The organism is Comamonas sp. B-9, assembly GCF_000410635.1.
Classification (GTDB): Bacteria; Pseudomonadota; Gammaproteobacteria; order Burkholderiales; family Burkholderiaceae_C; genus Comamonas.
On sequence record NZ_KE148637.1, the window covers coordinates 12038 to 31493 of the forward strand.

Annotated in this window: 19 protein-coding genes and 2 tRNA genes; 9 read left to right on the forward strand and 12 right to left on the reverse strand. The window is 64.0% G+C overall.

The window, feature by feature from the left end; translation table 11 throughout:
• The first annotated feature begins 154 nt into the window (after positions 1-154).
• The 5 genes from rimM (at position 155) to H928_RS0119020 (ending at position 3922) form a co-directional block, all read left to right on the forward strand.
• A complete protein-coding gene (gene rimM, locus H928_RS0119000) occupies positions 155-727 on the forward strand; it encodes a ribosome maturation factor RimM (protein ID WP_021027922.1) in 573 nt (190 codons plus the stop codon).
• Positions 728-766: 39 nt separating this feature from the next.
• Positions 767-1543 carry a tRNA (guanosine(37)-N1)-methyltransferase TrmD gene (trmD, locus tag H928_RS0119005; RefSeq protein WP_021027923.1) on the forward strand — a complete coding sequence of 259 codons (777 nt, stop codon included), beginning with the start codon at positions 767-769 and terminating at the stop codon, positions 1541-1543.
• Positions 1544-1676: 133 nt separating this feature from the next.
• A complete protein-coding gene (gene rplS, locus H928_RS0119010) occupies positions 1677-2060 on the forward strand; it encodes a 50S ribosomal protein L19 (protein ID WP_027011119.1) in 384 nt (127 codons plus the stop codon).
• A 93-nt stretch (positions 2061-2153) separates the two neighbouring features.
• Positions 2154-2897, forward strand: a complete 744-nt coding sequence (locus H928_RS0119015; protein WP_052330107.1) for a CoA pyrophosphatase — start codon at positions 2154-2156, stop codon at positions 2895-2897.
• 47 nt (positions 2898-2944) lie between these two features.
• Complete coding sequence (locus H928_RS0119020) at positions 2945-3922, forward strand: CobD/CbiB family protein (RefSeq protein WP_021027927.1); 978 nt, start codon at positions 2945-2947, stop codon at positions 3920-3922.
• Between the two features lie 4 nt (positions 3923-3926).
• Here the strand turns inward: H928_RS0119020 and H928_RS0119025 are convergent, their stop codons facing one another.
• The gene (locus tag H928_RS0119025) at positions 3927-5093 is read right to left on the reverse strand and encodes an MFS transporter (RefSeq protein ID WP_021027928.1); all 1167 of its coding nucleotides are present in this window, start codon (positions 5091-5093) and stop codon (positions 3927-3929) included.
• A 158-nt stretch (positions 5094-5251) separates the two neighbouring features.
• Between H928_RS0119025 and H928_RS0119030 the strand changes: the two genes are divergently transcribed.
• A complete protein-coding gene (locus H928_RS0119030) occupies positions 5252-6232 on the forward strand; it encodes a LysR family transcriptional regulator (protein ID WP_239645015.1) in 981 nt (326 codons plus the stop codon).
• Positions 6233-6248: 16 nt separating this feature from the next.
• Here the strand turns inward: H928_RS0119030 and rsgA are convergent, their stop codons facing one another.
• The 3 genes from rsgA to H928_RS0119045 are packed head-to-tail and all read right to left on the reverse strand — an operon-like array spanning position 6249 to position 8864.
• Positions 6249-7232 (reverse strand): ribosome small subunit-dependent GTPase A, encoded by a 984-nt coding sequence (rsgA, locus tag H928_RS0119035; RefSeq protein WP_021027930.1) that lies wholly within the window; start codon positions 7230-7232, stop codon positions 6249-6251.
• 5 nt (positions 7233-7237) lie between these two features.
• A complete protein-coding gene (locus tag H928_RS0119040) occupies positions 7238-7582 on the reverse strand; it encodes a 4a-hydroxytetrahydrobiopterin dehydratase (protein ID WP_021027931.1) in 345 nt (114 codons plus the stop codon).
• A complete protein-coding gene (locus H928_RS0119045; protein WP_021027932.1) occupies positions 7575-8864 on the reverse strand; it encodes a M48 family metalloprotease in 1290 nt (429 codons plus the stop codon). The genes H928_RS0119040 and H928_RS0119045 overlap by 8 nt, the downstream gene beginning before the upstream one ends.
• A gap of 60 nt (positions 8865-8924) precedes the next feature.
• Between H928_RS0119045 and orn the strand changes: the two genes are divergently transcribed.
• Entirely contained in the window at positions 8925-9539 is a 615-nt protein-coding gene (gene orn, locus H928_RS0119050) for an oligoribonuclease (RefSeq protein ID WP_021027933.1), read from the forward strand.
• Here the strand turns inward: orn and H928_RS0119055 are convergent.
• Positions 9532-10290, reverse strand: coding sequence for a hypothetical protein (locus H928_RS0119055; protein ID WP_148293220.1), 759 nt, complete (start codon positions 10288-10290; stop codon positions 9532-9534). The genes orn and H928_RS0119055 overlap by 8 nt on opposite strands.
• A 383-nt stretch (positions 10291-10673) precedes the next feature.
• Here H928_RS0119055 and H928_RS0119060 point away from each other — a divergent pair, with 383 nt between their 5' ends.
• Positions 10674-12752 (forward strand): DEAD/DEAH box helicase, encoded by a 2079-nt coding sequence (locus H928_RS0119060; RefSeq protein ID WP_021027935.1) that lies wholly within the window; start codon positions 10674-10676, stop codon positions 12750-12752.
• A 119-nt stretch (positions 12753-12871) separates the two neighbouring features.
• Here the strand turns inward: H928_RS0119060 and H928_RS0119065 are convergent, their stop codons facing one another.
• From H928_RS0119065 to H928_RS0119095, 7 genes are all read right to left on the reverse strand, one after another.
• A complete protein-coding gene (locus H928_RS0119065; protein ID WP_021027936.1) occupies positions 12872-14110 on the reverse strand; it encodes a multidrug effflux MFS transporter in 1239 nt (412 codons plus the stop codon).
• A gap of 166 nt (positions 14111-14276) precedes the next feature.
• On the reverse strand, positions 14277-14819 hold the full coding sequence (locus H928_RS0119070) for an ATP/GTP-binding protein (protein ID WP_021027937.1): 543 nt from the start codon (positions 14817-14819) through the stop codon (positions 14277-14279).
• Positions 14820-14839: 20 nt separating this feature from the next.
• Positions 14840-15751 (reverse strand): hypothetical protein, encoded by a 912-nt coding sequence (locus tag H928_RS0119075; RefSeq protein ID WP_021027938.1) that lies wholly within the window; start codon positions 15749-15751, stop codon positions 14840-14842.
• A 324-nt stretch (positions 15752-16075) separates the two neighbouring features.
• Positions 16076-16564, reverse strand: a complete 489-nt coding sequence (locus H928_RS0119080) for a copper chaperone PCu(A)C (protein WP_021027939.1) — start codon at positions 16562-16564, stop codon at positions 16076-16078.
• Between the two features lie 171 nt (positions 16565-16735).
• A tRNA-Lys gene (locus H928_RS0119085) sits at positions 16736-16811 on the reverse strand.
• 67 nt (positions 16812-16878) lie between these two features.
• Positions 16879-16954 (reverse strand) — tRNA-Lys (locus H928_RS0119090).
• A gap of 197 nt (positions 16955-17151) precedes the next feature.
• The gene (locus H928_RS0119095) at positions 17152-18129 is read right to left on the reverse strand and encodes a GMP reductase (RefSeq protein ID WP_021027940.1); all 978 of its coding nucleotides are present in this window, start codon (positions 18127-18129) and stop codon (positions 17152-17154) included.
• Positions 18130-18422: 293 nt separating this feature from the next.
• Between H928_RS0119095 and H928_RS33630 the strand changes: the two genes are divergently transcribed.
• Positions 18423-19456: UvrD-helicase domain-containing protein (locus H928_RS33630; protein ID WP_239645016.1), on the forward strand; the 1034-nt coding region annotated here is incomplete at its 3' end.

A 19456-nucleotide genomic window follows, 5' to 3' on the forward strand; every position in this document is an offset into this window, starting at 1 on the left:
TCCACCACCGTGGACCGTCTGGTCAAGCAAGCTGCTGCCAAGGCTGCTTAATTTGCCTCTCTCATCACGGCTGGTGCTCCGGTACCATTCGTGCATGCGGGCCGCTGCTGCGATGAGCACTGCGGCCCGTTTTTTATTGCCCTGTTGAACTGCCATGCCCGCTACCGAGTTGTTGTTAAGCCCTGCCACCTTGCCCGATGACGCCATTGAAGTGGCGCGCATCGCTGATGCCTGGGGCGTCAAGGGCTGGTTCAAGGTGATTGCCCTCAGCCCCGACCCGCAGGCGCTGCTCAAGTCCAAGCTGTGGTTCATCCAGCCTCCCGAGAAGGGCGCGCGCCACTTCCAGGGCGTTGCCCAGCTGGAGATGCGCCAGGCGCGTTTCCATGGCGATGGCATGGTGGGCTGGGCCCAGGGCGTGGACGACCGCGACCAGGCCGAAAAGCTCAAAGGTGCGCGGGTGTTCATCTCGCGCGCTGATTTCCCCAAGACCGACGACGGCGAGTACTACTGGGTGGACCTGCTGGGTCTGGCCGTGGTCAACCGCGAAGGCGTGGCGCTGGGCACCGTGAGCGACCTGATGGCCTCGGGCCCCCAGACCGTGCTGGTGCTGAACTACGAAGAAGACGGCAAGACGCAGGAGCGCCTGATTCCGTTTGTCGGCGCCTTTGTCGACGAGGTCTCGCTGCCCAACAAGCGCATCACGGTCGACTGGCAGCCGGACTACTGATCGTGCCGGACACGCAGGCCGCCAGCGGGGAGAATTTCCATGCGCTTTGACATCATCACCTTGTTCCCCGAGCTGTTCGGCCCCTTTGTCGAGGTGGGCGTGACGCGCCGCGCCTACAGCAGCGGCCAGCTGGCGGTGCAGTGCTGGAACCCGCGCGATTACGCCCCAGGCAACTACCGCCGCGTCGATGACCGCCCCTTTGGCGGTGGCCCCGGCATGGTGATGATGGCCCAGCCGCTGGCCGACTGCCTGGCCGCCATCCGCGAAGCGCGTGCAGAGGCGCAGCCCGCGCCGCTGGTGCTGTTCTCGCCGATTGGCGAGCGCATCGACCATGCCCAGGTGCAGCGCTGGTCCGATTCGCAGGGCGCCATCTTGCTGTGCGGCCGTTATGAAGGCCTGGACCAGCGCTTTATTGACCGCCATGTCGATGTGCAGCTGAGCCTGGGCGATTTTGTGCTCTCGGGCGGCGAGATTGCCGCGATGGCCTTGCTCGATGCGGTGGCCCGCCTGCAACCCGGTGTGCTGCATGACGAGGGCAGCCACCAGTTCGACAGCTTCAACCCCGCACTCGACGGCCTGTTGGATTGCCCCCACTACACCCGGCCTGAGGTCTGGGAAGGGGAGCCAGTGCCCGCAGCCCTGCTGTCGGGCCACCATGCCAATATCGAGCGCTGGCGCCGCGAGCAAAGCCTGCGCAACACGGCCATCCACCGCCCTGAGCTGCTGGACCAGGCGCGCAGCCGCAAGCAGCTCAGCCGCAAGGATGAGCAGCTGCTGGCCAGTGCCGATTTGGTAAATTTGGCAAAACCGCTATAATTGCCGGTTTTACGATCCTCTACACGGCCGCTTTTTTCAATGGTGAGAGAAGCAACACGCCGCACATGCCCCGTACACCGTGCTGGGCGCGGCTGCCAAATTCATGGCGCGCGTATGATCGTTGGATGAAACCATGAACCTGATCCAGATTCTCGAGCAAGAAGAAATTGCTCGCCTGAACAAGACCATTCCTGAATTTGCCCCTGGCGACACCGTGATCGTGAGCGTGAACGTTGTTGAAGGTACGCGCAAGCGCGTGCAGGCTTACGAAGGCGTGGTGATTGCCAAGCGTAATCGCGGTCTGAACAGCGGCTTCACCGTGCGCAAGATCTCCAGTGGCGAAGGCGTGGAACGTACGTTCCAAACCTACAGCCCTATGATCGCCGGTATCGAAGTCAAGCGCCGCGGCGATGTGCGCCGTGCCAAGCTGTACTACCTGCGTGAACGCAGCGGCAAGTCGGCTCGTATCAAGGAAAAGCTGCCAGCACGCAAGGCAGCACCTGTGGCAGCTGCGTAATCACGCTGCGACAGAGCCCAGTGCTGAAAGCCGCTACAGTGCAAGCTGTGGCGGCTTTTTTACATGGCCCGCTGCGTCTGCCGTCTGCTGTTTATGTCTAACGCCTCTTCTGTCTCGCCGTCATCACCACCTGCCGCCGCCGTGCGGGTGTCGTCCATCATGGATCCGCGCCGCGCACCGGTCGTGCAGATCGACTCGGCGCTGCCGGCAGTCGCGCCGCGCCTGTTGCTGGCCGATTCGCTGCGCCAGGCTTTTGTCGCCCATCCCCATGGCGGTGAGCCGGAAATCTTCCGCGAACGCAGCTGGACGGACCGGCCCCCAGCCAAGGCCGCCGTGCTGGTGGCGCTGGTGCAGCGCCAGGAGATGCATGTGCTGCTGACCCAGCGCAGCGCTGGCCTGACGAACCATTCGGGGCAGATTGCCTTCCCCGGCGGCCGCCAGGACCCGGAGGACCGCGATATCAACGACACCGCGCTGCGCGAGGCCTGGGAAGAGGTGGGGCTGGCGCGCGAGCGGGTCGAAATCATTGGCCGCTTGCCCGAGTACGCGACCGGCTCGGGCTTTGGGGTGACGCCCATCGTCGGGCTGGTGCAGCCACCGTTCCACCTGCAGGCCAACCCGGGCGAGGTGGATGAGGTGTTCGAGGTGCCGCTGTCCTTCTTGATGAACCCCGCGCACCACCGCTGGCAGCAGCTCGACACGCCCGAGTTCAGCCGGCGCTGGCTGTCCATGCCCTATGACGATCCCGCATCGGGCCAGCAGCGCTTTATCTGGGGGGCTACGGCCAGCATGTTGCGTAATTTGTACCGGTTTTTGGCCTTTCCACCCGCGTTGTAGTTTGTAACGGCTTGTGTGATACATCACAGCCGGTATGATCACTGTCCATGAGTTTTTTCGCCACGCTGATGGCCCTGCTGCTGGAGCAGGCCAAATCCCTGTCTCGCGACAACCCGGTCTATGCCGGTGTGCGGGCCTGGGTGCAATGGCTCAGCCGCAATCTGGATGCCGGCGAGCAGCGCCACGGCTGGCTGGCCTGGAGCGTGGCGGTGTTGCTGCCCACGGCCCTGGCCATGGGCATGCACTGGCTGCTGGTGGCCCTGGTGGGCTGGCCCCTGGCGATGGCCTGGCATGTGCTGGTGCTGTATGTGACCTTGGGCTTTCGCCAGTTCAGCCACCATTTCACCCGCATCCGCCATGCGCTGGAGTCCGGCGATGAGGACCAGGCCCGCCAGTACCTGGCCGACTGGCAGCAGGTCCACGCCGATGACCTGCCGCGCCGCGAGATCGTGCGCCACGTGATCGAGTACTCGGTGCTGGCCGCGCACCGCCATGTGTTTGGCGTGCTGGCCTGCTACTCCATCGGCTCGGCGCTGGGCCTGGGGCCCGCCGGCGCGGTGTTTTTCCGCATGGCTGAATACGCCTCGCGCTTTGCGCGCCCATCGGTGCAGCCCGTGGCCATGGTGCAAGGCGCTTTCGAGACCGTTGCGGCCAAGGCCTGGACCATCGTGGACTGGCTGCCTTCCCGGCTGACGGCGCTGAGCTTTGCCGTGGTGGGCAATTTTGAAGAGGCCATCGACGGCTGGCGCTTTCAGACCCAGCATTTCCCCAATGACAACGATGGCGTGATCCTGGCCGCGACCGCCGGTGCCATCGACATCCGCCTGGGCGGGGTGGCCTTGCGCGCCCGCAGTGTCGATATCGATGCTGCCGCGCCCCTGCAGATCCAGGGCGATGGCGCCACCACCCCGGGCCGTGACCCGGAAGTGGCCCACCTGCGCAGCGTGGTGGGCCTGGTGTGGCGCTCCGTCGTGGTCTGGATGCTGCTCTTGGCGCTGCTCACCTTGGCGCGCCTGTTGGGCTGAACGATCAGGCAGTCTGCAGCGCAGCGCTTGGGCTGCGGCGCTGACCCATCGCCACCAGCACCAGGCCGATGGCCGACAGCGCGGCAGCGCCCCAGATGATCGACAGCAGGCCTGCGCCGGCAATCAGGCTGCCGCCCACCCAGGCACCCAGCGCATTGCCCAGGTTGAAGGCCGCAATGTTCAGGCTGGAGGCCAGCGTCGCACCCTGGCTGCCCACGCCTTGCATCACCCGCATCTGCATGGGGGCTACGGTGGCAAAGGCGACAACACCCAGCACGGTCACATAGGCCATGGCCACGGCCGCCGAGATGCCAAAGGCCCAGCGGCCTGCCAGCAGCACCAGCACCAGGGCGCCCAGGGTGATCCACAGCGCGCGCACCACGCCCCGGTCGGCCAGCTTGCCGCCGGCGATATTGCCCACGGCCGAGCCGGCGCCAAACAGCAGCAGGCTCAGCGCCACGCCGGTGTTGCCCATCTGGGTGATCTGCGAGAGCAGCGGCTCCACATAGGTGTAGAGCGCAAACACGCCACCAAAGCCGAAGACGGTCATGCCCAGGCCCAGCCACAGGGGCGTGCTCGCCAGGATGGACAGCTCATCGCGCAGCGCAGCGGGCGCCGCCTGCTGGAGCTTGCTGGGCACAAAGGCAGCCAGAATACCTAGCGCGACCACGCCGATCACGGCCACGGTGGCAAAGGCCATGCGCCAGCCAAAATGCTGGCCGATCCAGGTGCCGGCCGGCACGCCCAGCAAGGTGGCCAGCGTCAGGCCCGAGAACATCAGTGCAATGGCCGAGGCCTGCTTGTCCTTGGCCACCAGGCCGGTGGCCACGACGGCGCCGACGCCAAAGAAGGTGCCATGGGTGAGCGAGGTGAGCATGCGCGCGCCCATCAGCCAGCCGTAGCTGGGGGCCATGGCCGCAGCGATATTGCCTGCGATAAAGATCAGCATCAGGCCCAGCAGCAGCCATTTGCGCGGCCAGTGGCGCGTGGCCAAGGTGAGCACGGGCGCCCCAATGGCCACACCAAAGGCATAGCCGGAGATCAGGGTGCCGGCCGTGGGGATGCTGATGCCCAGGTCCTGGCTGACCTGGGTGAGCAGGCCCATGATGATGAATTCGGTGGTGCCGATGCCAAAGGCACCGGCGGCGAGCGCCAGCAATGAGACAGGCATGGGAGGATTCCTTGTGTGTAGGGCGAAGGCCGGGTGGCCATCAGCGAGGAATGGGATTGTGAAGCGCGGTCTGATTCTTGTGTAGCCGGAATAGCGGAAAGGTATTTGTTCCCAAATGGAACAAATAAGAGCAGAATTTGCCACCACCATCTGCAGCTATGACGCTTTTGACCATGCGCAACCCCGCCTTTCCCGCCAGCCCCAGCTTTGAGACCAACCGCTCCGGTGAGCTGGAGGTGTTTGTGCAGGTGGCCGAGCACGGCAGCTTCTCGGCCGCTGCCCGCCACCTGGGCGTGTCGCCGTCGGCCACCAGCAAGATCGTGGCGCGCATGGAGGCGCGGCTGGGCGCGCAGTTGCTGCTGCGCAGCACGCGCCGGGTGCAGCTGACGCCCGAGGGCCGCCAGCTCTATGAGCGCGGCCAGCGCGTGCTGGCTGATCTGCAGGAGGCCGAAGCGGCCGCATCGCTGCGCAGCACGCCCAAGGGCGTTGTGCGCATCAACTCCAGCTCATCGACCGGGCAAGCCATTCTGGTGCCGCTGGTGGCCCGGCTGGGGCAGCAGTACCCGGGCCTGGGGCTGGACCTGAGTTTTACCGACGAGGTGGTCGACCTGATGGAGGCGCGGGCCGATATCGCGATCCGCTGGGGCAAGCTGCCGGCCTCGGACATGGTGGCGCGCCTGCTGGGCCATACCCGCCAGGTCATCGTGGCAGCACCCGCGTATCTGGATGCGCATGGCGTGCCCACCCACCCCGATGCGCTGGGCGGCCATGTGCGCATTGGCTGGAACTACCAGCGCACGGTGCCGCACTGGCCGTTCCGGCTGGCGGGGCAGGATGTGGAGGTGGCCATTGGCGAGCTGCTGCGCGTCAACGATGGCGATGTGATGCGCAATCTGGCCGTTGAAGGCGTGGGCCTCGCGCGGCTGTCGCTGTTCCATGCCTGGCACGATATCGCTGCGGGCCGGCTGCAGGTGGTGCTGGAGGCCTTCAACACCGGCGTGCTGGAGCCCATCCATGCGGTCTACCTGGGCAAGCCCGAGCGCCTGCCGTCGCGCACCCGGGCCGTGCTTGATTTTCTGAAGACCCATGTCGACCTGGGCCATGCCGAGACCTTGCCCAAAGAGTGGTGCCGGGGCTAAGGTCTGGTCAACCGCTTTAGTACGCGCTCAGGTTGAGCTCGTCAAACAGCTCGCTGTAGATGCGGTAGCGGTTGTCGCTGATCGGCAGCTCGGCATGGCCGTTTTGCACCGCATGGATGACGCCGCAGCCGGGCTCGTGCAAATGGGTGCAGTTGTAGAACTTGCACTCCTTGGCATGGGCGCCGATGTCGGGCATGCAGGCGGCCAGCTGCGTGGGCGCGATGTGGTAGAGGCCAAACTCCTGGAAGCCGGGCGAGTCGATCAGCGCGGTCTTGCGCGCCTCGTCCACCCAGTACAGGGTGGTGCTGGTGGTCGTGTGCTTGCCGGTGTTCAGCGCCTGCGAGATCTCGTTGGTCGCCACATTCGCGCCCGGTATCAGCAGGTTGATGAGCGTGCTCTTGCCCACGCCCGAGGGGCCAAGCACCAAGGTGGTCTTGCCTTCGAGCAGGCCGTAGATGGCATCACGGTCTTCCTCGTCGGCGCCTTCCAGCGCAAAGGGCAGCACCATGTAGTGCGGCGGGTCCTCGGCCTGGTCGCGCATGGTGCGGTAGGGCTCCAGCCGCTCCCAGGCGCGCAAAAAGGGCTCTTCCAGGTCCATCTTGTTGAGCGCAATGATGGGCGTGATGTGCGCCGCTTCGGCTGCAATCAGCGCGCGTGCCAGCTGCACCTCGCTGAAGACCGGCTCGGCCGCGATCAGGATCAGCAGCTGGTCCAGGTTGGCGGCAAAGGTCTTGGTGCGGATGTCGTCCTGGCGGTAGAAGACATTGCGGCGCTCCAGCACCTTCTCGATCGTGCCTTCTTCGCCCTGGCCCGGCGGCGGGGCCAGCCAGCGCACCTGGTCGCCAACGACGGCCTGGCTCTTCTTGCCCCGGGGGTGGCAGATGCGGCGCACGCCGTCAGGCGTCTCCACCACACAGTGGCGGCCATAGCTGGCGACGACCAGGCCCGTCTGCGTCCCCGTCTGGCTGGGCGCGCTGGCGCGTCTTGCAGGTTTTGCCATGTCTCTCAGGCCAGCTGCAGCATGGCTTCGATGCGGCGCGCGCATTCGAAGTCGGTGACCGACAGCCCATGCACATCATGGGTGTTGAAGCGCACCACGCAGCGGTTGTAGTGCACCGACAGGTCCGGGTGGTGATCCTGCGTATGGGCCACCAGGGCCACGCCATTCACAAAGGCCATGGTCTCGTAGTAGTTGGCAAAGCGGAAGGTCTTCTCGATGGCCACCTCGGCGCCATCACCGCTCAGCACCCAACCGGTCAGTGGGCTCAGCTGGGTCACCACCTCGGAGGCGGACAGCGCGCGGCGGCTTTGGGTGGACCAGTCTTGTTGGGGCAGGTGGGATTCAGTCATGGGCCAATTGTTGCATGTGGCGGATACGCTCTACGGCGGGCGGGTGCGAATAGTAATAGCGCACATAGACCGGGTCGGGCGTCAGGGTCGAGGCATTGTCCTCGTAGAGCTTGAGCAGGGCCGACTGCAGATCGGCCGCGCGCGTCTGCTGGACGGCATAGGCATCGGCCTCGAACTCGTGCTTGCGCGAGGACTGCGCCATCAGCGGCGAGACAAAGCTGCTGAACACCGGCACGGCCAGCATGAACAGCAGCAAGGCCAGCGCATCGTTGGGGCTGGCGCCGGGCACGCCCGCAATGTTGAGGTTGGGCGTCACGCCCAGGCCGGTGTAGAACCAGCCCTGCTGCGACAGCCAGCCCAGCAGCGCAAAGCCCAGCAAAGTCAGGCCAAACAGGCCCAGCATGCGCTTGAGAATGTGCTTGTGCTTGAAGTGGCCCAGCTCATGGGCGAGCACCGCTTCGACCTCGTCGCCATTGAGCTTGTGCAGCAAGGTGTCGAAAAACACCACGCGCTTGCTGGCACCAAAGCCGGTGAAGTAGGCATTGGCATGCGCACTGCGGCGGCTGCCATCCATCACAAACAGGCCCTTGGCCGCAAAGCCGCAGCGCTGCATCAGCGCCTGCACGCGGGCCTTGAGGCTCTCGTCCTCCAGTGGCTGGAACTTGTTGAACAGCGGCGCGATGAAGGCCGGGTAGATGACCATCAGCAGCAGGTTGAAGCCCACCCAGAAGGCCCAGGCCCAGAGCCACCACCATTGGCCGGCCGATCCCATCAGCCACAGGATGACGGCCAGAATGGGCAGGCCCACCAGCGCGCCCATGGCCGTGCCTTTGAGCAGATCGGCCAGCCACAGGCCGGGCGTCATCTTGTTGAAACCAAAGCGCTGCTCCAGCACAAAGGTCTGGTAGTAGCTGGCCGGCAGATCGATGAGGCCGCTGATCAGCGCAAAGGCGGCGACCAGCGCCAGCTGCTGCCACATGCCGCCGCCCAGCGCGTCGAGCAGGCTGGCGTTGAGCAGGTCCAGCCCGCCCAGCAAGGTCCAGCCCAGCAGCGCCGCAGTGCCGATGGCCAGGCCCAGCAGTCCAAAGCGGGTCTTGGCAATCGTGTAGTCGGCCGCCTTGCGGTGTGCAGCCAGGCTGATACGGTCGGCAAAGAGGGCAGGGACGGCATCGCGGTGGGCGGCCACATGGCGCATCTGGCGGCTGGCCAGCCAGAGTTTGGTCAGTACACTGGCGGCCAGTGCAATGGCGAATAGCAGGGTGAACAGCAGCGATGGAGTCACAAGTGGGGGTGTTGGTTGGCGAATACCGGACAGTGTAGGGCATAGGCGACAATCGCCCCCATGCAAAACAAGAACACCCTGGATACGCCGCTGGCACCCGTGCCCGAGCTGGCCAAGTCCGATCTGAACCTGGTCTGGCTCGACTGTGAAATGACCGGTTTGAACCCGCAGGAGCACCGTGTGATCGAGATCGCGCTGGTGGTTACCAGTGCCGATCTGAGCCTGCGCGTCGAAGGCCCGGTGATTGCGATCCACCAAAGCGATGAGGAACTGGCCAAGATGGATGCCTGGAACCGGGGCACCCATGGCCGCAGCGGGCTGACCGAGCGGGTCAAGGCCTCGCAGATCGACGAGGCCGCTGCGCAGGCCGAGGTGCTGCGCTTCATGAAACGCTATGTGCCCAAGGCCAAGGTGCCCATGTGCGGCAACAGCATTGGCCAGGACCGCCGTTTTCTGGCGCGCTACATGCCCGATCTGGAGGCCTACTTCCACTACCGCAATGTGGACGTGAGCACGCTCAAGGAGCTGGCACGGCGCTGGCGCCCCGAGCTGGTCACCGGCTTCAAGAAGGCGCAAAAGCACACCGCGCTGGCCGATGTGCATGAGTCGATTGACGAGATGCTGTACTACCGCCAGCATTTTCTGCAGCTGGCGCCCGGATCAGCGGCTACTTGATATCGAAGCGGTTGACCTGGCTGGTCTCCGTCACCAGGGTATCGGTGTTTCCCCCTTGGCGGGTGCTGGCGCTCTCCTTGAGTCTGAGCCCGCGGTAGGGGCCCGCCGCTGCCACCCAGGTCGTTGTCTGCGTCTCCCGGCTCGCCTCGGGCTTGCCTTGCTGGCTCGCCGCAACGCTGCTGACGAAGCGGCAGGCCTCCACGGTGCCCAGGGCCGTGGTGATGGTCTCTCTGCCTTCGTAGCTTCGGGTCTCGGCCAGTGTGGTGACGGTCTTTGTTTCTCCGTCAGCGTTCGAGACGCTATCCGTTTGTACGATGGTTTGGGAGGTGCTCTGGCCGGGCGCCATCGCGATCAGCGACTGGCGGGGCGGGGCCAGGCTTTGGCGGCTGGTGGCGCCGATATTGAAGGCGTTGTAGCCGTGGTAGAGCAGCGCTCCGCCCTCGATGCTGTAGTGCAGGCTGGTGCGCCCGCTGTTGGGCGTGGGATTGACATAGATGTGGTTGATGCCGTTCTCCTCGTTCTGGCTGGTGACCCAGTGGTAGACAAGGTTGGTTGAAGCTGGCCCATCGTTCAGACTTTTGCTCTGGCTGACATAGATTTGCGTGTCCTTGCGGTAAAAACCGGCATTGAAGCAGTCGCTGGAATTCTTGGCTTCTTCTGGACTGTCGCTCCCTCCGCCGCCGCAAGCGGTAAGCAGGCCTGCGCCGAGCAATCCGGTAATGGCCATCAGAGTTAGTGAGTAGTTGGTCATGTCGCTCTCCTTGTTGTGGTGGAGGTATCCTATCTTTCTCATTGTTTTTATCAATTAAATTTGCAATTAAAATTGATTTTTTCAAATTAAAGAAATTTAGCCTTCACCCGTAGCTGCTTTGGTACAGAAGTCCTTGCGTTGATGCGGGAAAACCCGAAATGTGCGATAATTTGCGCTTACCCGCCAAAACTGGCGGTTGATACGCACATCTCCCTTCATTCTCTGGGCGTCCAGGTCATGCGATTCGCAGCATGGCCGCTTTGAACAAGCCCGCGGCAATTTGTACGGCCGTTACCGTTTGATGGTTGATGTATTTAAAACCATGAACGGTACGGAACTGCGTCGCGAAACGCGCAGGAGCCGACCTATTGCTATTGTTCAAAATGACGCAAGACCTCCATCTGCAGGGCGAAGCCGCGCCTGCGCAAAACACTGTTGACGCTACCCAAGAGATCGTCAATACCTCCCCCCTGTCGGCTCTGGCCGAAGACGCTTTGCAAGAAGACGGCACTGCGCTGGTGGCTGAGGCTGAAGGCGAAGCCGAGGTGCTGCCTGAAGAGCCCAATGGCTTTGTAGAGCTGGGCCTGGCGCCCGAGCTGGTGCAGGCCGTCAAGGACCTGGGCTACACCCAACCGACCGCTGTGCAATCGCGCGCCATCCCGCTGGCAATGATCAACGACGGTGAAGAGTCGCAGCACTTTGCGGATCTGATGGTCTCCAGCCAGACCGGCTCGGGCAAGACCGCTGCCTTCCTGCTGCCCGTGCTGCACACCCTGATCCAGCAGCAAGGCCAGGCCGAAGCCGCTGAGCGCGCTGAACACGAACGCCTGGTGGCCGAAGCCCTGGCCCGTGGCGAGCAAGCCCCCAAGCGCGCCAAGCGCAAGAACCCGCTGAGCCCGCGCAATTTCAAGGCCGCCCAACCCGGCGCGCTGATTCTGTGCCCGACCCGTGAGCTGGCCCAGCAAGTGGCCCATGACGCGATCGAGCTGGTGCGCCACTGCCGTGGTCTGCGCGTGGCCAATATCGTCGGCGGCATGCCCTACCAGCTGCAAATCGCCAAGCTGCAAAATGCCGACCTGGTTGTGGCAACGCCTGGCCGTCTGCTCGACCTGCAGCGCTCGATGCAGATCAAGCTCGACAAGGTGCAGTTCCTGGTCGTTGACGAAGCCGACCGCATGCTCGACCTGGGCTTCTCGGACGACCTGGCCGAAGTCAACCAGCTGACGGTGCAGCGCAAGCAAACGATGATGTTCAGCGCGACCTTCGCGCCGCGCATCCAGCAGCTGGCCATGCGCGTGATGCATGACAACGGCGCCAGCGTGCAGAAGATCACCATCGATTCGCCCCAGGAAAAGCATGCCAACATCAAGCAGGTGCTGTTCTGGGCCGACAACTCCCAGCACAAGCGCAAGCTGCTGGACCACTGGCTGCGTGATGCCTCGATCAACCAGGCCATCGTGTTTGCATCCACCCAGGTGGAATGTGACGGCCTGGCCAACGACCTGCAGCAAGAAGGCTTCTCGGCTGTGGCACTGCACGGCGCGCTGAGCCAAGGCCTGCGTAACCGCCGCCTGATGGCGCTGCGCAATGGCCAGGTGCAGATCCTGGTGGCCACCGATGTGGCTGCACGCGGTATCGACGTGCCCACGATCACCCACGTGTTCAACTACGGCCTGCCGATGAAGGCCGAAGACTACACCCACCGCATTGGCCGTACCGGCCGTGCTGGCCGCTCGGGCCTGGCGATCACTTTCGCCGAGTTCCGTGACCGCCGCCGTGTCTTCGATATCGAGGCCTACACCAAGCAGCAGTTCAAGCCGGAAGTGATTCCAGGCATGGAGCCGCAGCAACGCTTCCCCGCCCGCAGCGAAGGCGGCCCACGCGGTGCAGGTCGCGGTGGTGACCGTGGCCGTCCAGGTGCTGGCCGTGGTGGCGATCGCCGTGGTGGTGGTGGCGGCGGCTTTGGCGCTGACCGTGGCTTTGGTGGCCGCCGTGATGGCGAAGGCTATGGCCGCAAGCCTGGCTTTGGCGAAAACGCTGGTTTTGGTGGTGGCCCACGTGGTGGCGACAGCCGTCCGCGTTTCGAGCAGCGCGATGACCGCGCACCGCGCTTTGAGCAGCGTGCTGAGCGCGGTGGCGACCGCTTCCAGGAGCGTGGCCCGGACCGTTTCCAGGACCGTGGTGCCGACCGCTTCCAGGACCGCGCACCGCGCCCTGAAGGCCGCAGCTTTGACCGCGCGCCTGAGCGCCGTGCCGACCGCTTTGCGGGCGACAACCGTGGTGCTGGTGACAGCCGTGGCGCTGACAGCCGTGGCCCACGCAGCGCAGCTCCCCGCCATGCCGGTGGTGGTGACTTCGCCCAGCGCCGTCCAGGCGGTGACAACCGCTTTGGTGGTGAGCGCGGTGGCCGTCCCTACAGCCCCGCTGGCGGTGACCGCAAGCGCACCGAGCGCAGCCGCTAAGCAGCGCATAGCGCAATGACAAAGAGCTTCCCGAGGGAAGCTCTTTTTTTGTGCCTGTTGCACAAGGCGGCTGGTTGATAACGAGCGCTTGGCGCCTCCTTGGGCGCATCCGTCAGACTTCAGACCGCGTTATGGCGCCCGATATCGGGCCAGCGGTGGTGGAAATAGATCCAGCTGAACAGGCCGGTCAGCATCAAGCCCATCGACGCGATGGCCAGCGCCACCGTCGACTGCATGACCAAGGGAGCGAGCACGCCCGCGACAATGCCATTGGCCACCGAGGTGACGACGGCCTGCAGGGATGAGGCCAGGCCCCGGCGCTCAGGGTGCAGGTCCAGCACCAGCAGGGTGACCACCGGGGTCATCAAGGCCCAGCCAAACGAATAGATGCCCAGTGGCAGTAGCGCCCAGGCCGGGTGCGGCGGCAGCACCAGGTTCAGCGCCAGGTAGATGCAGGAGGTCAGGAACATGATCAGAAAACCATGGCGCACCTGGCGCTTGGGCGGAATCTTGCCCGCGAGCCGGCCGCTGACCCAGGCGCCCAGCATGATGCCGCCAATGGTGCAGATGAAGAACCAGAAAAACTGGGTCGGCTGCATGCGCATATGGGTGCCCAGGAAGGTGGGGGCCGACAGGATATAGATGAACATGCCGTTGAAGGGCACGCCGCTGGCGGCGGCCAGCAGCAAAAAGCGCGGGCTGCTGCACAGCTGCCAGTAGCCGCGCATCAGGTTGCGCACATCAAAGGCCTGGCGCTTCTCGGGCGGCAGGCTCTCGGGCAGCAGGCGCCAGTTGTAGGCCCACAGCAGCGCGCCAATGGCCGTGAGCAGCCAGAAGATCGATTGCCAGCTGGCGTAGGCGATGAAGACGCCGCCAATCATCGGCGCCACCGCCGGCGCGATGCCAAAGTAGATGGTGATCTGGCTCATCACCCGCTGGGCCTCGGCGGGCGGGAACAGGTCGCGCACCACCGCGCGTGAGACCACAATGCCGGCGCCCGTGGTGCAGCCCTGCAGTGCACGGAACAGGATCAGTTGCTCAGGCGTCTGGGCCAGTGCGCAGCCCGCTGATGTCAGCGCAAAGGTGGCCAGCCCCCACAGCACGACGGGGCGGCGGCCAAAGCTGTCCGACAGCGCGCCGTGGAACAGGTTCATGAACGCAAAGCCAAACAGATAGGCCGACAGCGTCTGCTGCATCTGCAGCGGCGAGGCGTTGAGCGAGGCAGCAATCCCGTCAAAGGCGGGCAGGTAGGTGTCGATCGAGAAGGGCCCGAGCATGCCCAGCAGGGCCAGCATGACCGCCAGAATCCATTGGGGTGTGGGCTGGGCGGATGCGTCTGCGGGGCGTGGTGGGTTCATGGCCTGCGCGCCACCGGCCGTGGGCAGGGGGCGTCGTCAAATAAGGGGGTGAAGGGCGTGGGCTGCTGCAACCCGGGGCCTGCCCGGTGCGCAAGCAGCAGGCGCCGAGCTTACCTCAAGCGCCAGCGCGCTGCAGTCGCTGCGGTATGGGTCTGCGGGGCTGCGCTCAGCGCGGCTGCACTTCGTCGGGCAGCATCGCGGCGATGATGTCCAGGGTATCGAGCATTTGTGAGGGGTTGCGCGGATCGGCGCTGAGCACGGGCACGGCGCATTCGGCATGGGCCGAGAGGCGCACCGTGAACATCTCCTGCTGCGCGGCCGATGCGGGCCGGGCAATCAGCACCACGACGGCCTGGATATTGGGCGCCGCATGGCATTGCTGAATCAGGTCGATGGTCTGCTCCATCGCTTGCGGATCGTGGATATCGACCATCACGATGGCGCCAAAGGCCAGAGACAGCGCCCATTCGCGCACAAAGTCGTAGCGCTCCTGGCCGGGGCAGCCATAGACCTGCAAGGTGTCCTCATCGTCGAGCTTGATTTCGCCAAAATCCAGGCCCACCGTGGTGGTCTCTTTGGCATGGGCCTGCTTGTCCAGGTTGGGAACATCGCACTCGATGGCCAAACTGCCGCAGAGGCTGCGGATCGCCGTGGTCTTGCCGATGCCCATGGGGCCCAGCAGCACGATGCGTTTGATGGGGTGGTGCATGCAGTCCTCCCGTCAGGTGTTCAGTGCGGGTCGCTGGCCCGGTTCTGGTGGATCCAGCGGCTCAGTTGTCGGAAAAGGCCCAGCTTGGCCGCCGCCGCCGGGCTGGGCTCGGCGGCATGAGAGGCTGGGGGCACAGGGGTGGCCAGGGCCACCGATTCAACGGCTGCAGGTGGCGCCGTCTCGACCAGCACACCTTTGCCGCGCAGGACCTGCAATACGCGCAGGATCTCGCCCCGCTCCAGATGGGTGCGTTCGGCCAGCTCGTCCAGGCCCCGGTCGCCGGAGATCATCGCGGCCAGCAGCTGCCGGTGCGCCTGGCCGGCCATGCTGCCGGTCAGCTGGGTCCAGCGCTTGATACGAAAACGCGTGCCCGGCGCGGGCAGGTTGCCCAGCGCGGCAGCGGGAGCTGTGGCAGTTGCGGTGGTTGCGGCGGGCGCCTCCAGCACGGGCTCGGGCGCAGGTTCGGCCACCACCAGCGTGGGCTGGCTCAGGTCGGTGGCCTTGAGAAACGCGGCATCGGCATTCTTGACCTGCACGTCGTGCGACAAGGTCATGCTGTGCTGGCGGCGGGTCTTGAGGGTCTCGCGCAGCCGTTTGCCATGCGCTTGCACGCTGATATGTTCGAGCAGCTGGGTCAGGCGCCCCACGCTGTAGTCGGGTGGCAGCTGGGCATCGATCTGGTCGGGCCACTGCGCGCGCGCGGCCTGGGCCTGGTCATCGGTGGCGATCAGCAGCACAAAGGAGCTGTTGGAGCGGTTCTGGATGGCATCGGGCGCGCTGTGGGCGTCGATCACCCACAACTCAGTGGCGGGCTTGGCGGTCTGAGAAGGCTGTTTATCGCGCCAGTGCTTGGCTGCGACTTCAAACAAATAGCTAAAGCGCAGTTGATGGGCTTCACTCAAATGGGCGGCATGCAGGATCAACTCGGACATAACAACTCTCCCTGGCACATTCACCTTCAAGCGTTGCGGACACCGCCGTTCGTGCATGGCATGGGCCAAGCGTGGACGGTGTTCCATTTTCAAAGCTTGTAATAATATGTCAATATCTCAGATATATTAATAATGCGCAATTGATGGAGCGCAACTATTGTGCGATCTCGGTGCCGGATTAGGCGCGGGCATGCCTGAAAAGTGTAACTAGCTTTCTTGGCAGCAATATGGCGAAGCCTGCGGTATACCGCTCAGTTGTATACAAAGGCTTATATAGTGTTCAAATAAACAACAGGCATTCCGGGAGCCTGCTGCGCCTGCCCCTCAGTGCTGGTGCTGGTGGCCGCCAGCGGCGGGTGGCTGTGCACCGGCTGCCGGGGCCAGGGCGCGCACCGGGGCGCTGACGGCAATGCTCTCCTTGGCGCCGTCGGCATGCAGCACTTCGAGCGTCAGGTCGACGTTTTCGCCAGCGGTCAGCGGCTTTTTCAGGCCCATCAGCATGATGTGGTAGCCGCCCGGCTTGAGGCTCACGGTCTGGCCGCTGGGCAGGCTGACGCTGGGCACGGCCCGCATCTTCATCACATTGTCTTCCATGCGCATCTCATGCACTTCGGCGCTGCTGGCTGCGTCGGTCTTCACGCCCACGAGCTGGGCATTGTCATGCGCCGAGCGCAGCTCCATGAAAACGCCCGAGGCCTGCTGCTGCGCGACCGTGGCGCGCGCCCAGGGATTGCTGACCGTGACATGGGCAAAAGCGCTGGAGGCGGTTGCAAACGCAAAGGCGGCGAGCAAGGAGGGGAGCAGGGGGCGCATGGTAGAGGCTGGGAGAAATGTCGGATGGGGAGAAAGAGTCCCTGCATTCTACAAGCGCAGGGTCATCATGGGCAGCAGGCGCTGCTGCGCGGCGTGAGGTGCAGGCGGGAAACGCCAAGCGGGAGGAGGAAATAAAAAACGGCCTAGGCGATAAGCCTAGGCCGTTGAACTTGGTGGGCCCTGAGTGATTCGAACACTCGACCAACGGATTAAGAGTCCGCTGCTCTACCAACTGAGCTAAGAGCCCGAAACTGTCGCACCTTGGAAATGCTTTGTTTCGTTGGCCTGCGCGGTCAATCGCAAGCCTAAAAATGTGGTGGGCCCTGAGTGATTCGAACACTCGACCAACGGATTAAGAGTCCGCTGCTCTACCAACTGAGCTAAGAGCCCACATTTGTTTGCTGTCAGCAGTGCGCTGCAGCAAGCCTTGTATTATGCACTAATTTTTACGCCTGTTCGGAAAAATACCGATATCAACCCTGGTTTTTTCCGGCAGGTCGGTTACCGCAGAGGCAAAAACGGCCCGCAAGCTGCCGGGCCGTGCCAGTGCGAGCCAGGCAGGACCTGGCTCGCGTGAGGAAGGCGCTTTACATCAGCAGATGTTCGCCGGCATTGTCGCCGCCCAGGATCACATAGTTCACCTTGCGGATGTCCATCAGGTGCTTGCCGCCCGCATAGCTGATGGAGGACTGCACGTCCTGTTCCATCTCGATCAAGGTGTCCTGCAGCTTGCCCTTGATGGGCTCGAGGATGCGCTTGCCTTCGACATGCTTGTACTCACCCTTGTTGAAGTCGCTGGCCGAGCCGTAGTACTCCTTGAACAGTTCGCCGTCGAGCTCGACGGTCTTGCCGGGCGATTCCTCATGGCCAGCGAACAGCGAGCCGATCATCACCATCGTGGCGCCAAAGCGGATGCTCTTGGCGATGTCGCCATGGCTGCGGATGCCGCCGTCGGCAATGATGGGCTTGGTGGCCACGCGCGCGCACCATTTGAGCGCCGACAGCTGCCAGCCGCCGGTGCCAAAGCCGGTCTTGAGCTTGGTGATGCAGACCTTGCCTGGGCCCACGCCCACCTTGGTGGCATCGGCGCCCCAGTTTTCCAGGTCGATCACGGCCTCAGGCGTGGCCACATTGCCGGCGATCACAAAGGCCTCGGGCAGCTTTGCTTTCAAGTAGCCGATCATGTTCTTCACGCTGTCGGCATGGCCATGGGCGATGTCGATGGTGATGTATTCGGGGCAGATGTCGTCGGCGACAAAGCGGTCGACCACGTCGTAGTCGGCCTGCTTGACGCCCAGCGAGATCGAGGCGAACAGGCCTTGCGACTGCATGGCCTTGGTGAAGGCCACATTGTCGATGTCAAAGCGGTGCATCACATAGAAGTAGCCGTGTTGCGCCAAAAACTTGCAGATCTTCTCGTCCAGCACGGTCTTCATGTTGGCAGGCACCACCGGCAGGCGGAAGGTGCGGTTGCCCAGGACAACGCTGGCGTCACATTCCGAGCGGCTCTCCACGCGGCACTTGCGGGGCAGCAAAAGAATGTTGTCGTAGTCGAAGATTTCCATTTGATTCCAAGCTCCATAAAAGGTCGCAGCGAACTATTTCGCAGCGATGGGGCGCTTGGCTTGGAGACCGGTCGGGCAGGGCGCTTCGCGTTGGAAAGCCCTCTTTTGTGCTGTTGCAGACACAAAAAAACCGGGTCACAAGAAACTTGGGCCCGGTGACTGATTCTAGCAGCATGCACCGGCTTTGCAAAAGCCTTGCCGGCCGCTGCAGTATGTGCAGGCGGCAGGCAAGACCACCAGGCGCTTGCCGGGCGGGCGCCTCGCCGGCCTGCCGATCTCCCTACAATGCTGGCATGGATTCGAATGATTTGTTTGCGCTGCCGCCCGATGCCGGTGGTTCTGGCCATTTGCCACTGCTCAATGGCCTCAACGACGAGCAGCTTGCCGCTGCCACCTTGGAGGGCGGCCATGCGCTGATTCTGGCCGGTGCCGGCTCGGGCAAGACCCGGGTGCTGACCACGCGCATCGCCTGGCTGCTGCAGACGGGCCGCGCCACGCCCGGCGGCATTCTGGCGGTGACCTTCACCAACAAGGCCGCCAAGGAGATGCTCACCCGCCTCTCGGCGATGCTGCCCATCAATGTACGCGGTATGTGGATCGGCACCTTCCACGGGCTGTGCAACCGCATGCTGCGCGCGCATTACAAGTCGGCCAACTTGCCCCAGACCTTCCAGATCCTGGACACGCAGGACCAGCTCTCGGCGATCAAGCGCCTGTGCAAGCAGTTCCAGGTCGATGAGGAAGCGCTGCCACCCAAGCAGCTGCAGTACTTCATCAGCGGCTGCAAGGAAGAGGGGCTGCGCCCGTCGGATGTGCAGGCGCGCGACATGGCCGAGCGCAAGAAGGTCGAGCTCTACCAGCTCTACGAAGAGCAATGCCTGCGCGAAGGCGTGGTCGATTTTGGCGAGCTGATGCTGCGCTCCTACGAGCTGCTGCGCGACAACCTGCCGATCCGCCAGCACTACCAGCACCGCTTTCGCCACATGTTGGTCGACGAGTTCCAGGACACCAACCGCCTGCAGTACCTCTGGCTCAAGCAGCTGGCCGGCGACATGGTGGGCGGCAAGTTCCAGTCCCATAGCAGCGTGATTGCCGTGGGCGACGATGACCAGAGCATCTATGCCTTCCGTGGCGCGCGCGTGGGCAATATGCAGGATTTTGTGCGTGAGTTCGAGGTGCGCCAGCAGATCAAGCTCGAGCAGAACTACCGCAGCTACAGCAATATCCTCGACAGCGCCAATGCGCTGATCAGCCACAACAGCAACCGCCTGGGCAAGAACCTGCGCCCCGACCAGGGCCCGGGCGAGCCGGTGCGGGTGTCCGAGAG

What these genes read in the sequence shown, in the direction of transcription:
- H928_RS0119020 (WP_021027927.1), top strand. Translation starts at nt 2,945, where the DNA reads ATGAGTTTTTTCGCCACGCTGATGGCCCTGCTGCTGGAGCAGGCCAAA.
- rsgA (WP_021027930.1), bottom strand. Translation starts at nt 7,232, where the DNA reads ATGGCAAAACCTGCAAGACGCGCCAGCGCGCCCAGCCAGACGGGGACG.
- H928_RS0119060 (WP_021027935.1), top strand. Translation starts at nt 10,674, where the DNA reads ATGACGCAAGACCTCCATCTGCAGGGCGAAGCCGCGCCTGCGCAAAAC.
- H928_RS0119030 (WP_239645015.1), top strand. Translation starts at nt 5,252, where the DNA reads ATGACGCTTTTGACCATGCGCAACCCCGCCTTTCCCGCCAGCCCCAGC.
- H928_RS0119055 (WP_148293220.1), bottom strand. Translation starts at nt 10,290, where the DNA reads ATGACCAACTACTCACTAACTCTGATGGCCATTACCGGATTGCTCGGC.
- orn (WP_021027933.1), top strand. Translation starts at nt 8,925, where the DNA reads ATGCAAAACAAGAACACCCTGGATACGCCGCTGGCACCCGTGCCCGAG.
- H928_RS0119015 (WP_052330107.1), top strand. Translation starts at nt 2,154, where the DNA reads ATGTCTAACGCCTCTTCTGTCTCGCCGTCATCACCACCTGCCGCCGCC.
- H928_RS0119075 (WP_021027938.1), bottom strand. Translation starts at nt 15,751, where the DNA reads ATGTCCGAGTTGATCCTGCATGCCGCCCATTTGAGTGAAGCCCATCAA.
- H928_RS0119040 (WP_021027931.1), bottom strand. Translation starts at nt 7,582, where the DNA reads ATGACTGAATCCCACCTGCCCCAACAAGACTGGTCCACCCAAAGCCGC.
- H928_RS0119070 (WP_021027937.1), bottom strand. Translation starts at nt 14,819, where the DNA reads ATGCACCACCCCATCAAACGCATCGTGCTGCTGGGCCCCATGGGCATC.
- H928_RS0119080 (WP_021027939.1), bottom strand. Translation starts at nt 16,564, where the DNA reads ATGCGCCCCCTGCTCCCCTCCTTGCTCGCCGCCTTTGCGTTTGCAACC.
- rplS (WP_027011119.1), top strand. Translation starts at nt 1,677, where the DNA reads ATGAACCTGATCCAGATTCTCGAGCAAGAAGAAATTGCTCGCCTGAAC.
- H928_RS0119025 (WP_021027928.1), bottom strand. Translation starts at nt 5,093, where the DNA reads ATGCCTGTCTCATTGCTGGCGCTCGCCGCCGGTGCCTTTGGCATCGGC.
- trmD (WP_021027923.1), top strand. Translation starts at nt 767, where the DNA reads ATGCGCTTTGACATCATCACCTTGTTCCCCGAGCTGTTCGGCCCCTTT.
- H928_RS0119065 (WP_021027936.1), bottom strand. Translation starts at nt 14,110, where the DNA reads ATGAACCCACCACGCCCCGCAGACGCATCCGCCCAGCCCACACCCCAA.
- H928_RS0119095 (WP_021027940.1), bottom strand. Translation starts at nt 18,129, where the DNA reads ATGGAAATCTTCGACTACGACAACATTCTTTTGCTGCCCCGCAAGTGC.
- rimM (WP_021027922.1), top strand. Translation starts at nt 155, where the DNA reads ATGCCCGCTACCGAGTTGTTGTTAAGCCCTGCCACCTTGCCCGATGAC.